The organism is Dietzia sp. Die43, assembly GCF_024519835.1.
In the GTDB taxonomy this organism is placed as follows: domain Bacteria; phylum Actinomycetota; class Actinomycetes; order Mycobacteriales; family Mycobacteriaceae; genus Dietzia; species Dietzia kunjamensis.
In genome coordinates this window covers 63,639-80,675 of the sequence record NZ_JALJRF010000006.1, presented here as the reverse complement: position 1 = coordinate 80,675, position 17,037 = coordinate 63,639, and the positions used below count along the sequence as shown (strand labels likewise).

Genomic DNA, 17,037 nt, shown 5'->3' with positions numbered 1-17,037 from the left:
CGGGAGGGCTCGTGTTCCGGTGGCGCGTCGACCCCCCGTGGGGCCACACTCCTGCGGTGGCCAACACCGACCTCATGTTCGCGGTCATCGGGGCGGCGTTACTCGTCGGCTCACTCCTTCCGCGACTGCTCCGCGAGCGGGTCCTGTCCGCGCCGATCGTCGTGGTGGCCGTGGGCATGCTCATCGGCTGGCTCATGCCCAACGAGTCGCAGCTCGTCGACGTCATCGAGCACGCGGAGCTCGCCGAGCGGATGGCGGAGATCACCGTCATCGTCGCGCTGTTCGGCGTCGGCCTGGCGCTCGACCGTCAACTCACCTTCCGAGGCTGGAGCACCACCTGGCGCCTGCTCGCCATCGGGATGCCGCTGTCCATCGCCGGGGTCGCGGTCCTGGGGTGGTGGGTGCTGGGGGTGACACCCGCGGTCGCGGTGCTGCTCGGTGCCGTACTCGCCCCGACCGATCCGGTGCTGGCCTCCGACGTGCAGGTGGAGGGCCCCGGTCACGGGTCGGGGGAGAAGGTTGACGACGAGCACGACGAGGCGCGCTTCGCCCTCACCTCGGAGGCTGGCCTCAACGACGCGCTGGCGTTCCCGTTCGTCTACCTGGCGATCTTCCTGGCCACCAAGGGCGCGCCGAGCGAGTGGGTCTGGACCTGGCTGGCGTGGGATCTGGTCGGCAAGACCGTCATCGGGGCCGTGGCCGGGTGGGTCATCGGCCGGCTGGTGGGGGCGGCCCTCTACCGGGTCCGCATCGGGGAGCACCGCCTCGTCGGATATGCCGAACCCGCGGCCGCGGTGGCCACGTTGCTCCTGGCATACGGTGTCGGCGAACTCGTGGGCGGATGGGGATTCCTGGCGGTGTTCTGCGCGGCGCTGGGCGTCCGCGCGGCGGAGCGTCACGACGAGAAGCACGCCCGGGCTCACGAGTTCATCGAGTTCACCGAGCATCTGCTCACGCTTCTGATCCTGCTGGTGATCGGGGCGTCGTTCATCTCGGATGCGGTCTTCCGGTTGGAGTGGTCGCACGCCGCGGTGGCGGCCGGGGTCCTGTTCGTGATCAGGCCGCTCACCGCCTGGATCGCTCTGCTGGGCGATCGCAAGCTGCGGCGCCCCGAGCGACTTTTCGTCGCCGCCTTCGGTGTCCGGGGCGTCGGGTCACTGTTCTATCTCTGCTACGCGATGGGCTACTTCTCGAAGGATGACGGCTGGTCACTCTGGCCCGCGGTGTCGCTGGTCATCGTCGCCTCCATCGTCCTGCACGGCGCGGCGGCGTCTCCCGCCGTGTCCTGGCTCGACCGCCACCGCGGGCGTGGGCAGGCGACGTGAGTCCGGCGGGAGCGGACCGGGCGGCGGAACCGGCGTCCGACTAGCGGGGCTCCCACGCGTCGGTGTCGAGGGTCAACTCGTGGACCTCGCCCGGCAGGTGCCCGGCGGCCAGGTCGGCGATCGTCACGGCGTCCATCACCCGGCGCAGGGCCGCGCGCGAGGCGATCCATACGTGCTGCAGGATCGCGGCGCGGTCGTTGTAGACCACCGCCTCCGGGCGGACGTCGTAGACGCTCACCAAGGGACCGTCGACCGCCCGCAGGACATCGGCGACCGAGATGTCCCCCGCCTCCCGGCCGAGGAACCATCCGCCCGTCTTGCCCCGGCGACTGGTGACGATCCCGGCCCGCCGCAGGTCCGACAGGATCGCCTGGAGGAACCCGTGCGGGATGTCCTGCCGCCGCCCCAGTTCTTCGGCGCTCAGCGGATTGTCGCGGGGATCGTCGTCGGGGCTGGCGAGCTGTGCCGCCGCGAGTTCGACGAGTGCGCGCAACGCATAGTCGGACTTGGCGGTGACCCTCATGCCGACAGTCTCCCAGAGGGGCCGCCTCACCGGGCGTCGGCCCGGATCAGCGCTGCGCCGGGGCGGATTCGGCGGCCGCGGCAGGGGCGGGTCCGGTCCCGCCGGTGCCAACCTCGTCGTCGTCGCCGCCGGAGGCCCTGCGCTCGGCGAGCACGGCCCACGTGACCAGGCCGATCCACACGGTGACCAGGGCCAGCAGGATCGGGGTGGTCGCCGACGAGGGCACCTCGGCCCACACCAGCAGGGTGCGGGAGTTGGTGACGACGATCAGGCCGCCGGCCGCCGTGCCGAGCACCCGGGCGGGCAGGTGCTTGACGAGCCACGCCGCGAGCGGTGCGACGAGCACACCTCCCACCAGCAGCGCCAGCGCGTAACCCCAGTTGATGCCGGCGGCGCCCAGGCCCACGAGGAAGCCGAGCGACCCGCCGACGGCCACCACGAACTCGGAGGTGTCGATGGAGCCCACGACCTTGCGCGGCTCGACCCGGCCCGAGGACAGCAGGGAGGTGGTGCCGACCGGGCCCCAGCCACCGCCGCCGAGGGAGTCGAGGGTGCCGCCGACCAGTCCGAGCGGGACGAGGAACCCGGTGCGGACCCGCCCGCGGAACTCGGGGCGACGGCCGCCGAGTGCGAGGAACCGGTACAGGACGTACAGGCCCAGGCCGAGCAGGATCGCCCCCACGACGGGCTTGGCGACGTCGGCGGGGAGGCTGGACAGCAGGGTGGCGCCGGCGAACGCCCCGATTGCGCCCGGCACCGCGAGGATGCGCACGATCCGCCAGTCGACGTTGCCGAGTCGGTGGTGGGAGATGCCGGAGGCGAGGGTGGTGCCGATCTCCGCGAAGTGCACGGACGCCGATGCGGCGGCGGGCGCGATACCGGCCGCGACCAGCAGGGTCGTGGACGTGACGCCGTAGGCCATGCCCAGGGACCCGTCGATGAGTTGGGCGATGGCGCCGACGACGCCGAGCACGATGAGTGTCTTCACGAGCATCCCTCGAGTAGTGAGTCGAGTAAGTAGATCGATACAGTAGACATAAGGAAGGGACGCTGTCTAGACCGACCTGTCCAGTGGGGGCCGGGTGCGATTCGATCGCCCGTCCAGGACTGGATCGGGCATCGCTGAGGTGGGGCGCCGGACGCAGTGATGTTTTCGTTGTCCAGTAGTAAAAATTTATGACACAATAGCGATCTACGTGCCGGCTGGAGGTTGGCGCAGTTTCTCCCGGGGGGAACGATGAACGAGGTCGGACAGCGGCAGTGCTACGTCGAGGAGACGGCCGACGGCGCGGTCTGGGGCTGTCACCGCTGCGACGCCCGCAGCGGTGTCCTGCCGTCCCGGGGCGCGGCCCGGGTCGCGGCCGACGCGCACCGGTGTCCGGACGAGCCCGCCCGCGTCGTCCGCCAGTACGGGAGTGGCCGGCGCCGGGGGCTGCGGTCGCGCCGTCGGTAGGCGTCCCGCGCCGCGCCCGGAGTGCGCCTCCTAGGCTGGGGGCATGACCGCCGCCACACGTACCCCGGACCAGCAACTCGCCGTCGACCTCGCCATCGAGGCCGGGAGACTGCTGGTGGACCTGCGCTCCTCCGGCCCCACCGGACGGGAGCTCGGCGACATCGGCGACCGCCGCGCCAACACGCTGCTCCTCGAACGGCTCGCCGCCGCGCGCCCGGACGACGCGGTCCTGTCGGAGGAGTCCGCCGACGATCTCGCCCGAGTGGACGCCGACCGCGTGTGGATCATCGACCCCGTCGACGGCACCCGCGAGTACGGCCTCGGCGACCGGCCGGACTGGGCCGTCCACGTCGCCCTGTGGGAGCGCGCGGGGGACCCGGCGTTGTCGCGACTCACCGCCGCGGCGGTCGGGCTCCCGGCGCTCGGAGTGGTGTCGGGGGTCGACGACGACGAGGTCTACGCCGCACCCGTGGGCAACGGCGGGGTCGACGGGGGTGGCCTTCTTCCCCCGCGAACGGGCTCCCGACCGCGGATCGTCCTCTCGGCCTCCCGCCCGCCGCGATTCGCGGATGCGGTCGCCGAGGCGGTGGGCGGGGATCTCGTGCCGCTGGGGTCGGCCGGGGCCAAGACGGCGGCCGTCGTCCGCGGTGAGGCGGACGCCTACATCCACGCCGGCGGGCAGTACCAGTGGGACTCCGCGGCGCCGGCCGGGGTGGCGTTGGCCCGCGGGTTCGTCGCGGTGCGGATCGACGGCACCCCGCTGGAGTACAACGTGTCCGACACCTACCTGCCGGACCTCGTCGTGTGCCGCGCCGACCTGGCGGACGCGATCCTCGGTGCCATCGCGGACGAGGGCGCGGCGAAGCGCTAGTTACGACGCGGCGGGCCTGTGCGGGCGGTCGTCAACGGCGGGCCCGCGTCTGTCAGGGGAGGCGCCTGACGTCGACGGGGCCGCCGCGGCGCAGTGAGGCCAGCGCGTCCCGCAGGGTCCGCGGGCGCAGGGGAGGGGACGTTCCTGCCCGTCCGGCGGCGATGGCGTCGACGAGTTCGCGCAGGGCCTCGTCGGCCGCGACCGTGGGGTGCCAGCCGAGCTCCGCGCGGGCCCGGGTGGTGTGCATGAGTGGGACGCCGAACGCGAGGTCCACCCAGCCGATGCTGAGCGGTTGGAGGTGGAGCAGCCAGCTGACGTGCACCAGCCTCCGCAGGATCCCGAACGGGAGCCCGACCGGAACGGCACCGAGCTCGCGGGCGATCATGTCGCGCGTGACGGGCGGTTCGGCCGCGATGTTGAACGCGCCCTGCGCGCCGGTCGTGGCCGCGGCGGCGAGTGTCGAGGCCATGTCGTCGCCGTGGACCAGGGGGACGGTGAGGCGACGGTCCACGGGCAGGACCGGCAGGGCCCGGATCAGCCGGACCGGTGCGAAGGCGGGGCTGAAGTAGCGCACCAGGCCCGAGGCGGCCTCGCCGTGCACGATGAACGCGGCCCGCATGCGGGCGATCGTCGGGGTTCCCGGATGTTCGCGCTCATGCTGGTCGAGCAGGTGCTCGGCGGCGGTCTTGTGGTGGTTGTAGGCGGCGGTCGGAACGCCACCCAGCTCGACGCCCTCACTGACGCGGGTGTCCACGGACACCCCGGGGCCGCCGTCGGACACCGGGGCGTAGGCGCCCACGGAGGACTGGTGCACGAGATGCGGCACTCCCGCCAGGCGGCAGGCGTTGACGACCGCGGCGGTCCCCCCGACGCCCAGTCGGCGGTGGTGGTCGACGTCGCGGGTCGGTTGGAAGCCCCAGGCCAGGTGGATCACCGCGTCCGCGCCGCGGAAGACCTCCACCAGGTCCTCCGCGCGGGCGTACGACAGGTCCACCCGATGCCACCGCGCGCCGTCGTAGGGCGGCGTGGCCGGGGGGATCCGGCGGCACAGTCCCACCACGTCGTGCCCGTCGGAGAGCAGACGCCGCACGAGCGGGGTGCCGACGTTGCCGCTGGCACCGGTGACGACTATCCGCATCCGGCGGGCCGGGGTATCGGATTCCGGGTTCTGCGTCATCGCACCATGGTCGGCGACCCGCGTGGGCCGCGCATCCGGTCCGGGGTGCGTGTGGCAGGTGTCCGCGCGTGTGCCGGGAACGCGCGTGTGCCGGGAACGCGAGCGGCCCGGCCCCGCGTGATGCGGGACCGGGCCGTCGCGCCGGCAGGGCCGGGTGCCGTAGCGCCGGCGGCGCCGGGTGCCGGGGGTGTCGAGCCCGCCGGCGGGGGAGGCTACCGGTCGGTGACCAGCGCGCCGGCGATGGCGGCCATGAACGCGTCCTTGGCCAGGGACATGCCCTCCTGGCTGGGGCGGATGCCGTCGGCCTCGGTCATGGTGGGGTTGCGGAAGTACATCGCGAGCAGGCCGGCGGAGAAGACGCCGAGGGCGGCGCCGGCGATCTGGCGGGGCACGACCGGGGTGAGGAGGGCGGCGCCGATCCCGATCTCGGAGTAGGCGACGAACTTGCCGAAGGAATCGGGATCCATGTTGTTCACGGCGGGCACTCCCGTCGCGGCGAAGCCTTGTAGACCCTGGGCGGCCTCGGTCGGCATGCCGCGCTTGCTCAGGCCGGAGTTGAGGACGAAGGCCCCGGTGACTCCACGGAGGATGGCGTTGGACAGACTCACTGTGTTTCTCCCTCTGGTGCGGTGACGGTCGACGAAATCGAAGTTGTTGATACGACACTTTGGTGACGTGACATCAAAGAGGGTAACGCACAGAGCGGCGTCCGTAATCCCGCGGGGGGACGGCCGGGCCGGATGCGGGGGAGGCCCGGTGGTGGAAAGGTGCTTGGTATGAGTACGAGCAGCCGCGACATCACCGACAAGCCCCACACGGATGCCGACCCCGACACCGGCAAGCCCGAGTCGCCCACCAAGCTCACCGGTGGCGCCTGGAAGGTCGGCCTCAAACGCGCCGCCGGGGAGTTCTCCAAGGACAACTGCACCGACCTCGCGGCATCGCTCACCTACTTCGCCGTTCTCTCGTTGTTCCCGGCGCTTCTCGCCGTGGTCTCGCTGCTCGGTGTGTTCGGCCAGGGGCAGGCCACGGTCGACGCGGTGATGGGCCTCGTCGAGGGTTCGGTACCGGAGCAGACCCTCAACGAACTCCGCGGGCCGATCGAGGGACTGGTCAACACTCCGGCCGCCGGGATCGCCCTGATCACCGGTATTCTCGGCGCGCTCTGGACGGCCTCCGGATACGTGGGCGCCTTCGGTCGCGCCATGAACCGCATCTACGAGGTCGAGGAGGGGCGCCCCTTCTGGAAGCTCAAGCCCCTGATGATCCTGCTCACCGCCGTGCTGCTGATCCTGGTCGCCCTGGCCGGCGTGATGTTGGTCGTCAGCGGGCCGATCGCCGAGTGGGTGGGGGACCTCATCGGTCTCGGCTCGACGGCGGTCACCGTCTGGGGCATCGCCAAGTGGCCGGCGCTGGTCCTCGTCGTCGTCGTCATCCTCGCGGTCCTCTACGGGTTCGCCCCCAACGTGAAGCAGCCCAAGTTCCGCTGGATCTCGCTCGGCGCGGTGGTCGCGCTGGTGGTGTGGGGCCTCGCGACCGTCGGCTTCTTCTTCTACGTGTCCAACTTCGGCAGCTACAACGCGACCTACGGTTCGCTGGCCGGCGTCATCGTCTTCCTGCTCTGGCTGTGGATCACCAACAACGCCTTCCTGTTCGGTGCCGAGGTGGACGCCGAGATGGAGCGCGCCCGTGAGCTCCAGGCGGGCATGCACGCCGAGGAGACCATCCAGCTCCCGCCGCGCGACACCACTGCCAGCGACAAGGCGGCCGAGAAGCAGCAGAAGGCCATCGACGAGGCTGCAGACGTCCGACGCGAGGCCCAGGTCGACCAGGCCCGCCACCGCGACTGACGCCCGCCCGGCCCGACTGGCCTTCGGCCCGGCTAGCCCGGTTTCAGGGGGGCAGGGACGGTGACATCCCGGTGGTAAACCACGCCCAGTGCGAGTTCTTGGTAGCGGTGGACGATCTCCTCGACCGCCAAGTCGCCGTCCGGCTCGTACCAGTGGGCGATCGCGTTGCACATGCCCAGGATGGACCGGTAGGAGTCCTCGGGGAATCGGGTGCAGAACTCGCCGCTCGCGACGCCGTCGGCGACCGCCTGTCGCAGCGGCTCACTGGACTGCCGCTGTCGCTCCCGATAGGCCGCGAGGTGCTTCGGCTCGAGGTTACGGGTTTCGGTTTGGACCAGCTGGGACTGTTCCTGCTCGAGCGTGCGGAACCGGACCAGTGAGGCGACGAAGCCCAGGAGCCGGCCGGTGGGGGTCGAGTCCTTGGCCTCGAACTCCTCGGTCACGCGCCCCTCGAAGGAGTCCATCCCCGCGTTGAGCATGGCCGCCAGCAGCTCCTGCTTACTGGCGTAGTGGTAATACATCGCCGACAGGCTCACCCCGGTCTTCTGTGCGATCGACCGGATCGATGCGCCCCCGTAGCCGTGTTCCACGAACTCCCGGCGGGCGACCGCCAGGAGGTCGTGCTGCACCGTGCCACTGGTCATCGTGTCGGTCCTCTCAGGTCGCCGTCCACCGTGGAGCCCGCTTCTCCTTGAAGGCGAGCGCCCCTTCGCGGGCGTCGTTCGACGACCGGACCGGGAGGTAGATATCTCTCATCTTGTCGAATTCCTCCTCGGAGTTCCACTCGCGCGACCGGGCCATGATCTCTTTGGATGCCCGCACGGCAAGCGGGGCGTTCGCGGCGATCGCTTTGGCCAATTCCACGGCGGCGGCGGTCGCCTCACCCGCCGGGACGAGCCGGTTGACCAGGCCGGCGCCCCGGGCGGTCTCGGCGTCGATCGGTTGGCCGGTCAGGGCGGCTTCCATCGCCAGCTGATACGGAATGCGTCGGGGGAGCCGGAGCAGGCCGCCCGCGCCCGCCAGGAGACCACGCCTGACCTCGGGGAGGCCGAAGGAGGCGTTCTCCGACGCCACGACCAGATCGCAGGACAGGACGATCTCGAAACCGCCGCCCAGCGCCGGACCGTCGACCGCCGCGATGAGCGGTTTTGCCGGGGGCTTCTCCACCAGGCCCGCGAAGCCGAGCTCGGGTAGTGAGACGTTCTCCCCAGCGATGAAGGCCTTCAGGTCCATCCCGGCACAGAAGACGGATCCCGCGCCGGCGATCACTCCGGCGGTGAGGTCGTCACGCCGGTCCAGCTCGGCCATCGCCGCAGCGATCGCCTCCGAGGTGGCCCGGTTGATGGAGTTACGCGCGTGCTGGCGGTCGATGGTCACCACCAGGACGCCGTCGGTCTCCTCGACGTGAACCCGGTCCACCACGGTCGCGCTCACCTGCGGGCCGCTCACTTGGGGGCCATCCGGATCGCGCCGTCGATGCGGATGGTCTCGCCGTTGATCATGGCGTTGTCCACCACGTGCAGGGCGAGCTTGGCGTACTCGTCGGGCTTGCCGAGACGCGAGGGGTGCGGGATCTGCGCGGCCAGACCCTCGACGAGCTCCGCGGGATGGCGGTCGAAGATCGGGGTCTCGAAGATGCCGGGGGCGATCGTGTTGACGCGGATCTGGCGGCGGGCGAGGTCGCGGGCGGCGACGATCGTCATCCCGACGATGCCGGCCTTGGACGCCGAGTAGGGCATCTGCCCGATCTGGCCCTCCCATGCGGCCACGGAGGCGGTCATCACGATCACGCCGCGCTCGCCGTCGGTCGGTTCGTTCTTCGCCATCTCCGCCGCGGCGATCCGCAGGACGTTGAACGAGCCCAGGAGGTTCACGCGGACGACGAGCTCGAAGTCCTCCAGCGAACCCGGCTCGCCCTCGCGGTCCACCACCCGGACGGTCCGGCCGATGCCCGCGCAGTGCACGACCGCGCGCAGGGGGGCGCGCTCGGCTGCACTCCGGACAGCCGCGGTGACCTGCTCGGGATCGGCGACGTCGGCGGGGGCGAACGTGACGAGGTCACCGAACCCGTCGGCCACCTGCTGCCCGTCGGAAGACGGCAGGTCCACCAGGATGGTGGGGACGCCGGCGTCGACGAGACGGGCGACGGTGGCCCGGCCGAGGCCGGAGGCCCCGCCGGTCACCAGGGCGCTCGCATTGGTCAGATTCATCGGTCTTACCTCTCTCTACAAGAAAAGGGGGTCACAAGGAGAAGGCGGTCAGAGCGCTTCGACGACGGTGGCGTTGGCCATGCCGCCGGCCTCGCACATCGTCTGGAGCCCGTAGCGTCCGCCGGTGCGACGCAGGTGGTGGATCATCGTGGTCATGATGCGGATCCCGGAGGCTCCCAGCGGGTGCCCGAGCGCCACCGCGCCGCCGACGGGGTTGAGCTTGGCGTCGTCGGCTCCGAACTCGTACCGCCAGGCCAGGGGTACCGAGGCGAACGCCTCGTTGACCTCGTAGGTGTCGAGGTCGGCGACGGTCATCCCGGCGCGGTCGAGAGCTTTGTGGGTGGCGGGGATCGGGCCGGTCAGCATGAGGACGGGGTCATCGGCGACGACGGCGGAGGCCACGATCCTCGCGATCGGGGTCAGTCCCAGGGACTTCGCGACGTCCTCGTTCATGATGAGCATCGCGGCTGCGCCGTCAGTGATCTGGGAGGAGTTACCGGCCGTGACCTTCCAGTCCACGTCGGGCCGCTCGGCTCGAGCGCTCTCGGAATCGAATGCCGTGCGCAAGCCGGCCAACTTCTCGGAGGTGGTGCCCGGTCGGATCGACTCGTCGGTGTCCACGACTCCCGCCGGCGTGGTCACGGGCACGATCTCGTCGTCGAACCATCCGCCTGACCGCGCGGCGTCCGCGCGCTCATGGGAGCGGGCCGAGTAGTCGTCCAGCTGCTCACGGGACAGCCCCCACTTCCCGGCCACGAGTTCGGCGGCCACGCCCTGATTGGTCAGGCCCGGGTACCGCTCGTGGACGACCGGACCGTAGGGGTCCTTGTCGAGCTTGTTGACCCCCATGGGGACGCGGCTCATCGATTCCAGTCCGGCGGCGATCACCACGTCATAGGCGCCGGCGACCACACCCTGGACGGCGAAGTCCACGGCCTGCTGGCTCGAGCCGCACTTGCGCTCGACGGTGACGCCGGGGACGTGCTCGGGGAAGCCCGCGGCGAGGGCGGCCTGACGTCCGACGGTGCCGGACTGCTCACCGACCTGGCTGACGACGCCCACGATGACGTCCTCGACGAGTGCGGTGTCGAGGCCGGTGCGTTCGGCGAGCCCGGAGAGGATCTGGGCGAGGAGATCGACAGGGTGCAGATCGGCGAGGGCGCCGCCGGCCTTGCCGCGGCCCATGGGGGAGCGGACGGCGTCGATGATGACTGCGTTCGGCACGGAATCTCCGATTCGGATGAGGGTGAGGGTGGGGCGGGCAGGTCAGACGGAGGCGTCGAGGCGCCCCTTGACCAACTTCCCGGTCTGGGTGCGGGGGATGACCTCGGTGAACGCCACCGTGCGAGGGCACTTGTAGCGGGCGATCCGGTCGAGGCAGTGCTGTTTGATGGCGTCGGCCGTCGCATCGGTCGGTTCAACACCCGGGGCGAGCTGGACCACGGCCTTGACGGTCTGTCCCATCACCTCGTCCGGAACGCCGATCACTGCGACGTCGATGACGTCCGGGTGCACGGCGATGCAGTTCTCGATCTCCTGCGGGTAGATGTTGACCCCGCCCGAGATGATGGTGAACTTGGCGCGGTCGGTGAGGTAAAGGAAGCCCTCGTCGTCGACATGTCCGATGTCGCCGAGGGTGGTCCACTCGGGGTGGTCGGGGTGCCGCGTCTCGGCGGTCTTCTCGGGATCGTTGTGGTATTCGAAGGCGTAGTCGTGCCGTTCGAAGTAGATCCAGCCGGTCTCCCCGGCAGGCAGTTCGCGGCCCAGTTCGTCGCAGACGTGGAGGATGGCGGGGGACCCCTTGCCCACGCGGCCGACGCTGCCGGGCTTACGCCGCCACTCCTCGGGGGCGATCGTGGTGGTGCCGTTGGACTCGGTGGAGGAGTAGTACTCGTAGACCACCGGGCCCCACCAGTCCAGCATGGCCTCCTTGACCTCGATCGGGCACGGGGCCGCGGCATGGATGGCCACCTCGAGTGACGAGACATCGTAGGCCTCGCGCACTTCCTCGGGGAGGCGGAGCATGCGGATGAAGTGGGTGGGCACCCACTGGCTGTGGGTGACGCCGTACTTCTCGATGGCGGCCAGGCAGTTCTCGGGGTCGAAGTGGTCCATGAGGATTACGGTGCCGCCGTGTGCCTGGGTTCCGGTGGCGTAGCGCAGCGGGGCCGCGTGGTAGACGGGCGCTGGCGAGAGGTACACCGTGTCCGGGTTGAAGTCGTAGTTGATCTTCATCCGGGCGATGACGTTGGGGCCGGGCTCGTCGCCCACCTGTGCGCCGTCGAGGGCCGGCTTGATGCCCTTGGGGCGTCCGGTTGTGCCCGAGGAGTAGAGCATGTCCGCGCCGCGCGGTTGATCTGCCGGCGGGGTGCTGGGCATGCTTCCCACGGCCGCCTCGTAGTCGAGGTGGCCGGGGATCTCGCCGCCGAAGGCCAGCCGGTGCTCCACGTGGGGCGACTGTTCGACGATCGCCTCGCCGAGCTCGGCCAGTGGTGCGGACACCACGAGGACCCGGGCGCCGCTGTCGCCGACGATGTAGGCGACCTCGTCGGTGGCCAGGTGGGTGTTGACCATCGTGAAGTACAGGCCGCAACGCATCGCGCCCCAGTAGAGCTCAAACACGGTGGCGTCGTTGACCGAGAGCGCGGCGATGTGATCGCCCGGCTTGAGCCCCTGTGCCAGGAGCCAGTTAACGAATCGGGCCGATCGTTCCTCGAGCTGGGCGTAGGTCATCACCCGACCGGTGGCGTCCTCGATGACTGCGGGCTTGTCCGGAGTGGACGCGGCCCATTTTCCTGGATACATAGATGTCCTCCTGTGGTGTCCGCGCGGAGCGTCAGAGCCCGAGGCTCTTGGCGATGATGGTCTTCATGACCTCGCTGGTTCCGCCGTAGATCCGGGAGACGCGGGTGTCCGTGTAGAGGCGGGCGATGGGGTACTCGGTGATGTAGCCGTACCCGCCGTGCAGCTGCAGGCACCGGTCGATCACACGCGCGGCCATCTCGGTGGCGTGGAGCTTGGCCTTGGCGGCGTCCGCCACGGTGAGCTCGCCCCGGTCGAGCAACTCCAGGCAGTGATCCACGTAGACGCGGGCCACCTCGACCTCGGTTGCGCACTCCGCCAGCACGAACTTGGTGTTCTGGAAGCTCGAGACGGGTTTGCCGAAGACGTTGCGTTCACGCGTGTAGTCGGTGGCCAGCCGCAGCGCGGCCTCGGACTGGGAGACCGCGTTGAGCGCGATGCTCAGGCGTTCCTGCGGGAGGTTGTGGGTGAGGTAGGAGAACGCCGCGTCCTTCTCGCCGAGGAGGTTCTCGACCGGCACCTTGACGTCGTTGTACGACAGCTCCGCGGTGTCCTGCTGGCGCAGACCGATCTTGTCGAGCTTGCGGCCCACGGCGAAGCCCTCGGAGTCGGTGGGGACGCAGAGGATGGACAGGCCGTGACGGCGGTTGTCCGGGTCGAACGGTGAGGTACGGCAGACCGTGAGGATCATGTCCGCGGTCACGCCGCCGGTGATGAACGTCTTGGAACCGTTGACGACGTAGTGGGTGCCGTCGGCACTGAGCTTGGCGGTGGTGGAGATGTTCGCCAGGTCCGACCCGGTACCGGGCTCGGTCATGGCGATGGCGGTCATCAGCTCGCCGGAGGCGAAGGCCGGCAGCCACCGCTGCAGCTGCTCGGGCGTCCCGTACTCCATGAGGTACGGCAGGATCAGGCAGCAGTGCACGGTGTACGAGCCGAAGGACACTCCCGCTCGGGCGACCTCCTCGAACACGATCGCGCTGTACTTGAAGCTCGTCTCGCCGCCGCCCCCGAACTCCTCGGGGACCTGGACGCCTAGGATGCCGAGCTCGCCGAGCTTGTGGAAGAACTCGCGCGGGGGCCTGCCGAGCTCGTCCCACTCCTCGCGGTGGGGGGCGACCTCCTTGGCGATGAAGTCACGCACCAATTGGCGGAACTCGTCCTGCTCTCGGGTGAAGATCGTCCGCTGCATGTGTACTCCTGAGGTTCGTGTTGCTGGTGTCTGGTGGTGTCTGGCCGTGGCGTGTGGCGATGACCCGGTCACTCCGCGGCGGAGGAATTGGGCAGCCAGAGGGCGATGTCGGGGAAGAAGATCAGGGCGAGGAGGATCACGGCGCTGGTGGCCACGAACCAGGCCACTCCCTTGAACACGTCGGACAGTCGCACGGTCACCCCCAGGTTGACCTCGGGGTTCGACGCGATCCGGTGAACGATGTAACTGAGCATGCCGATCGGAGGGGTGACCAGCGCGAGCTCGACGAGGATCACCATGAACACGCCGAACCACAGGAGGCTGATGTCGTAGGTGTCGAGCACCGGCATGAGGATCGGGACCGTGAGCAGGATCATCGCCAGGCCGTCCATGAACATGCCCAGGATGAGGAACACGAAGATCAGTCCGACGAGGAACAGGGTCCGGCTCAGTCCCAGCGAGGTGATCGTGTCGGTGAGCCAGTTGGCGACCCCGGACAAGGCCACCACGCGGGTGAGCACGTGCACGCCCATGAGGAGCAGGAAGATCGAGGCGACGCCGGCCGCGGTCTCGCGGAGCGAGGTCAGCACCGTCCGCACGAGGTGTCCGACGGAACGGTCGTCACCGAACAGCCAACCCAGCAGGATTGCCGCGATCGCACCGAAGGCCCCGGCCTCGGTGGGCGTGAAGATTCCGGTGTACATGCCACCGATGATGAGGATGAGGATCAACGCGACCGGGGTGATGTCCCCGAGGGACCGGATCCGCTGGCCCCAGGTGTAGTGGGTGGTCGACCGGGGCGCGAGGGTCGGGTCGATGGTGCACCTGACGACGATGAGGGTCGCGTACGCCATCGCCGTGATCAGTCCCGGGATGAGCGCGGCGAGCAACTGCGGGCCGACGGGCGTCTCGGCGACACCGGCGTAGATCACCAGCACCACACTCGGCGGGATGAGCATTCCCAAGGTGCCGGACATGGCGACCACGCCGGTCGCCAGGGACGGCTTGTATCCGGCACGGAGCATCTCGGGGATGGTCGTGCGGCCCAGGGCGTAGGAGATCGCGATCGAGCTACCGCTCGAGGCCGCCAGTCCGGCGCCGGCGAAGTTGGTCGAGACCGCCAGTCCACCGGGCAGCCGGCCGAGCCAGGCCTGGGCCGAGGTGAACAGTTTTCCGGTCAGGTTGAACCGGCCCATCGCCACGCCCATGAGGATGAACAGCGGGATGACGGACAGGCTCCAGCTGGCGGCGGAGGTGAAGGGGACGTCCTCGAACGTGACTGCGACGGCGCTTGTGCCCGCTAGCTTCCACAGGCCGACCGCACCGGCGCCCATGATCGCGATCCCCACGTGGATACCGGCGACCATGGCGACGATCGACAGCACGATCGTCAGGAGGCCGACCATGAGGTCTGGCAGGTTCGGTGTGAACAGGATGACCGCGGCGATGATCAGCGAGAAGCCGAAGTTGCCCCAGTAGGCCCGGATGAGGTTGCGGTTCGGTTCCGGGGCGCCGAGGTCGTCGTCCGGTTCTAGGCCGGTGTAGTCGGTGGCGAGGGTGGTGTCAGACATGGGACTTCCTCGGACGGTCGTTGGTCAACAGGCTGATGATCGACACCAGGAGCTGGAGGGCGAACAGGGCGAATCCGATTGCGAGGACGATCTTGACCGGCCAGATCGGGATGGTGATCGCCCCGAGGGCGACCTGCTGGACCTCGACGGCGAAGACCGCCGCGGTGATCGAGTAGTAGGTCAGTGCACAGACGAACAGGAACATCAGACCCTTGACGACCAGGTCCGACCACCAACGCGAGACGGGGTCGAGGTACTGGGTGAGGATGGTGGCGTTGATGTGCTCGCCGATCTGCTCCGCGTACCCCATAGCGAGCATCACGATGAGGACCATCGACCAGTTTTGGGTGATTTCGAGCGTGCCGGACAGGGGGGCGCCCGTCAGGTTGCGGGAGCTGACGTCCGCGGCGATGTGCAGCGCCAGGACCAAGGTGGCGATCCCCGCGATCACGGCACACGCGTACAGCACCCGGGAGAGGGCCCGCTGTCCCGGAACGAGTCGCTCCGCAACGGTGGTGGTGGTGTCCATCATGTTCTCCAACCGGTCTGAGGGGGTCACGGTGCGGTGCGGTCGAAGATCTCCGACCGAACCGTCTGCATGTAGGGGTCCAGGTCGATCTCCACGGTTTCGGGATCGTCCGGGATCTCGGCGAGGGCCGGGTCGTCGTATCCCATGTCCTCCAGCCGGGTCTTCCAGTCGGCCATGATCTGGCGGTACCGCTCGACAGTTCCCTCGGGATCCTCTAGGCCCTCTGGTGCGCGGTCCGGCAGGGAACGCAGCGACTCCTCCTGGTAGGCCTCGAGGGTGTCCTGGAGTCCGGGGGCGACGTCGTAGAAGTTCACGCCCATGTCCGCGCCCTCGGCCAGCAGGCGCTGTTGAAGGATGATCCCCTCCTCGCGGAGGTAGCCCTCGAACCACGTCTCCCGGGCCTCGTCGATGACCTGACGGGCGTCCTCGGGGAGCTTGTCCCAGACGTTCTTGTTCATGATCACGTACTGCGTGTAGCTCGAGAACGGGATGTCGACGTAGTGTTTTGCGACCTCCCACAGGCCGAGGGCGATCATGATCTTGCCGTTAGCCAGGGAGCAGTCGATCACCCCGCGCTGCAGGCCCTCGTAGATCTCGCCGGTCGGAAGGGTCACCGGGACCATTCCGAGCGCTTCGATCTCGCCGTAGTTGAAGGCGCCGCCGCTGCGAACCCGCTTGCCGCGGGCCTCCTCGAGGCTGTTGACGGGCTCTTTGCACACGAGGTGGTAGTTGGTCGACGGGGTCCAGGTGAACAGCAGCTTGATGTCCTGGTCCGAGAACTGCTTCTCGATCAGCGGATTGGTGAGCGCGAACTCGCTGCCGCCGGCGAAGGCCTGCATCATGCCGAGCGGGTACTCCGGCTCGACGACGCTGGCCATCTGGGAGGTCCAGTCGGTCATGGGGAACTCTGACGGGTAGTAACTCGGGGTGAACATGCCCATGTCCACGATCCCGCCGCGGACCCCCTGCGCCATGTCGGCGCCCTTGACCAGGCTGCCGCCCCAGTACTCGTCGAAGGTGATCTTCCCGCCGGTCTCTTCCTCGACCTGCGCGGCGAAGTCGCGGAAGGGGCCAGCCGAGGAGACGGTCGTGTAGTCGCCGTAGCGCAGTGTGATCGGCTCCATCGTCTCGATGCTGTCGCCGGTGATGCGGTGGCCGCCGGTGCAGCCCGTGGCGACGAGCGATCCGATCATCGTCAGGGCGAGCGCTGCGCGTCGGGCCACGCGGCTTCGGGTGCTGGTGGGCATCGGGGATCCTTCTGGTTCCGGGCCGGGCGCTCGAAGGGGCGTCCGGGGTCCTGATGGATGGCCTGAGGGGGCGGGTCGAACTGGTCGATCAGCTGCGAAAGCGATGTAATCCAGGTCACGTTTCGAACGTTCGTTAAGTTAATCGGGCGTTGACGTCTTGTCAAGACAATCATTGTCATGGATTGCGCATTGCGGCACGCAGCACGCAGCACCAGGCACTCAGATGCCCAGGCGGATGGTCGTGGTGGGCGCGGCGTGTGGCGCGCCCACGCGGGATGAGCGCCGAC

Annotated in this window: 17 protein-coding genes; 4 read left to right on the top strand and 13 right to left on the bottom strand. The window is 69.3% G+C overall.

From position 1 onward, the window contains the following. Positions 1-56: 56 nt before the first annotated feature. Complete coding sequence (locus NR111_RS06645) at positions 57-1,325, top strand: sodium:proton antiporter (RefSeq protein WP_256820330.1); 1,269 nt, start codon at positions 57-59, stop codon at positions 1,323-1,325. 40 nt (positions 1,326-1,365) lie between these two features. Here the strand turns inward: NR111_RS06645 and NR111_RS06640 are convergent, their stop codons facing one another. Continuing rightward, positions 1,366-1,848: an Rrf2 family transcriptional regulator gene (locus NR111_RS06640; RefSeq protein ID WP_154830557.1), complete on the bottom strand. Its 483-nt coding sequence runs from the start codon at positions 1,846-1,848 to the stop codon at positions 1,366-1,368. 46 nt (positions 1,849-1,894) lie between these two features. Beyond that, positions 1,895-2,836 carry a sulfite exporter TauE/SafE family protein gene (locus NR111_RS06635; RefSeq protein ID WP_256820430.1) on the bottom strand — a complete coding sequence of 314 codons (942 nt, stop codon included), beginning with the start codon at positions 2,834-2,836 and terminating at the stop codon, positions 1,895-1,897. A gap of 249 nt (positions 2,837-3,085) precedes the next feature. Here NR111_RS06635 and NR111_RS06630 point away from each other — a divergent pair, with 249 nt between their 5' ends. Together NR111_RS06630 and NR111_RS06625 are read left to right on the top strand one after the other, a co-directional pair. Beyond that, on the top strand, positions 3,086-3,301 hold the full coding sequence (locus tag NR111_RS06630) for a hypothetical protein (protein ID WP_067716955.1): 216 nt from the start codon (positions 3,086-3,088) through the stop codon (positions 3,299-3,301). Positions 3,302-3,344: 43 nt separating this feature from the next. Continuing rightward, on the top strand, positions 3,345-4,172 hold the full coding sequence (locus tag NR111_RS06625; protein ID WP_256820329.1) for a 3'(2'),5'-bisphosphate nucleotidase CysQ: 828 nt from the start codon (positions 3,345-3,347) through the stop codon (positions 4,170-4,172). A gap of 52 nt (positions 4,173-4,224) precedes the next feature. On the opposite strand, the gene NR111_RS06620 is transcribed toward NR111_RS06625, so the two are convergent. Continuing rightward, positions 4,225-5,349, bottom strand: a complete 1,125-nt coding sequence (locus NR111_RS06620) for an NAD-dependent epimerase/dehydratase family protein (protein WP_256820328.1) — start codon at positions 5,347-5,349, stop codon at positions 4,225-4,227. 212 nt (positions 5,350-5,561) lie between these two features. Beyond that, positions 5,562-5,957, bottom strand: coding sequence for a hypothetical protein (locus NR111_RS06615; RefSeq protein WP_119192591.1), 396 nt, complete (start codon positions 5,955-5,957; stop codon positions 5,562-5,564). A gap of 168 nt (positions 5,958-6,125) precedes the next feature. On the opposite strand from NR111_RS06615, the gene NR111_RS06610 reads away from it, so the two are divergent. Next, positions 6,126-7,199 carry a YihY/virulence factor BrkB family protein gene (locus tag NR111_RS06610; protein ID WP_182636011.1) on the top strand — a complete coding sequence of 358 codons (1,074 nt, stop codon included), beginning with the start codon at positions 6,126-6,128 and terminating at the stop codon, positions 7,197-7,199. A 32-nt stretch (positions 7,200-7,231) separates the two neighbouring features. On the opposite strand, the gene NR111_RS06605 is transcribed toward NR111_RS06610, so the two are convergent. The 9 genes from NR111_RS06605 to NR111_RS06565 all read right to left on the bottom strand — a co-directional run bounded on the left by NR111_RS06605 (position 7,232) and on the right by NR111_RS06565 (position 16,750). After that, complete coding sequence (locus NR111_RS06605) at positions 7,232-7,843, bottom strand: TetR/AcrR family transcriptional regulator (RefSeq protein ID WP_154830560.1); 612 nt, start codon at positions 7,841-7,843, stop codon at positions 7,232-7,234. A 13-nt stretch (positions 7,844-7,856) separates the two neighbouring features. Next, positions 7,857-8,633 (bottom strand): crotonase/enoyl-CoA hydratase family protein, encoded by a 777-nt coding sequence (locus NR111_RS06600; protein ID WP_374210697.1) that lies wholly within the window; start codon positions 8,631-8,633, stop codon positions 7,857-7,859. A gap of 11 nt (positions 8,634-8,644) precedes the next feature. Continuing rightward, positions 8,645-9,409, bottom strand: a complete 765-nt coding sequence (locus NR111_RS06595; protein WP_185950724.1) for an SDR family NAD(P)-dependent oxidoreductase — start codon at positions 9,407-9,409, stop codon at positions 8,645-8,647. A gap of 48 nt (positions 9,410-9,457) precedes the next feature. Next, the gene (locus NR111_RS06590) at positions 9,458-10,633 is read right to left on the bottom strand and encodes a thiolase family protein (protein ID WP_120284236.1); all 1,176 of its coding nucleotides are present in this window, start codon (positions 10,631-10,633) and stop codon (positions 9,458-9,460) included. A 42-nt stretch (positions 10,634-10,675) separates the two neighbouring features. Next, positions 10,676-12,214 carry an acyl-CoA synthetase gene (locus tag NR111_RS06585; RefSeq protein WP_154830562.1) on the bottom strand — a complete coding sequence of 513 codons (1,539 nt, stop codon included), beginning with the start codon at positions 12,212-12,214 and terminating at the stop codon, positions 10,676-10,678. A 31-nt stretch (positions 12,215-12,245) separates the two neighbouring features. After that, positions 12,246-13,403, bottom strand: coding sequence for an acyl-CoA dehydrogenase family protein (locus NR111_RS06580; protein ID WP_120284232.1), 1,158 nt, complete (start codon positions 13,401-13,403; stop codon positions 12,246-12,248). A gap of 68 nt (positions 13,404-13,471) precedes the next feature. Continuing rightward, positions 13,472-14,974: a TRAP transporter large permease gene (locus tag NR111_RS06575; RefSeq protein WP_120284230.1), complete on the bottom strand. Its 1,503-nt coding sequence runs from the start codon at positions 14,972-14,974 to the stop codon at positions 13,472-13,474. Further along, on the bottom strand, positions 14,967-15,533 hold the full coding sequence (locus NR111_RS06570) for a TRAP transporter small permease subunit (RefSeq protein ID WP_120284228.1): 567 nt from the start codon (positions 15,531-15,533) through the stop codon (positions 14,967-14,969). The genes NR111_RS06575 and NR111_RS06570 overlap by 8 nt, the downstream gene beginning before the upstream one ends. Continuing rightward, positions 15,530-16,750 carry a C4-dicarboxylate TRAP transporter substrate-binding protein gene (locus NR111_RS06565; protein WP_206474817.1) on the bottom strand — a complete coding sequence of 407 codons (1,221 nt, stop codon included), beginning with the start codon at positions 16,748-16,750 and terminating at the stop codon, positions 15,530-15,532. Before NR111_RS06565 ends, NR111_RS06570 begins: the two co-directional genes overlap by 4 nt. Positions 16,751-17,037: the final 287 nt, after the last annotated feature.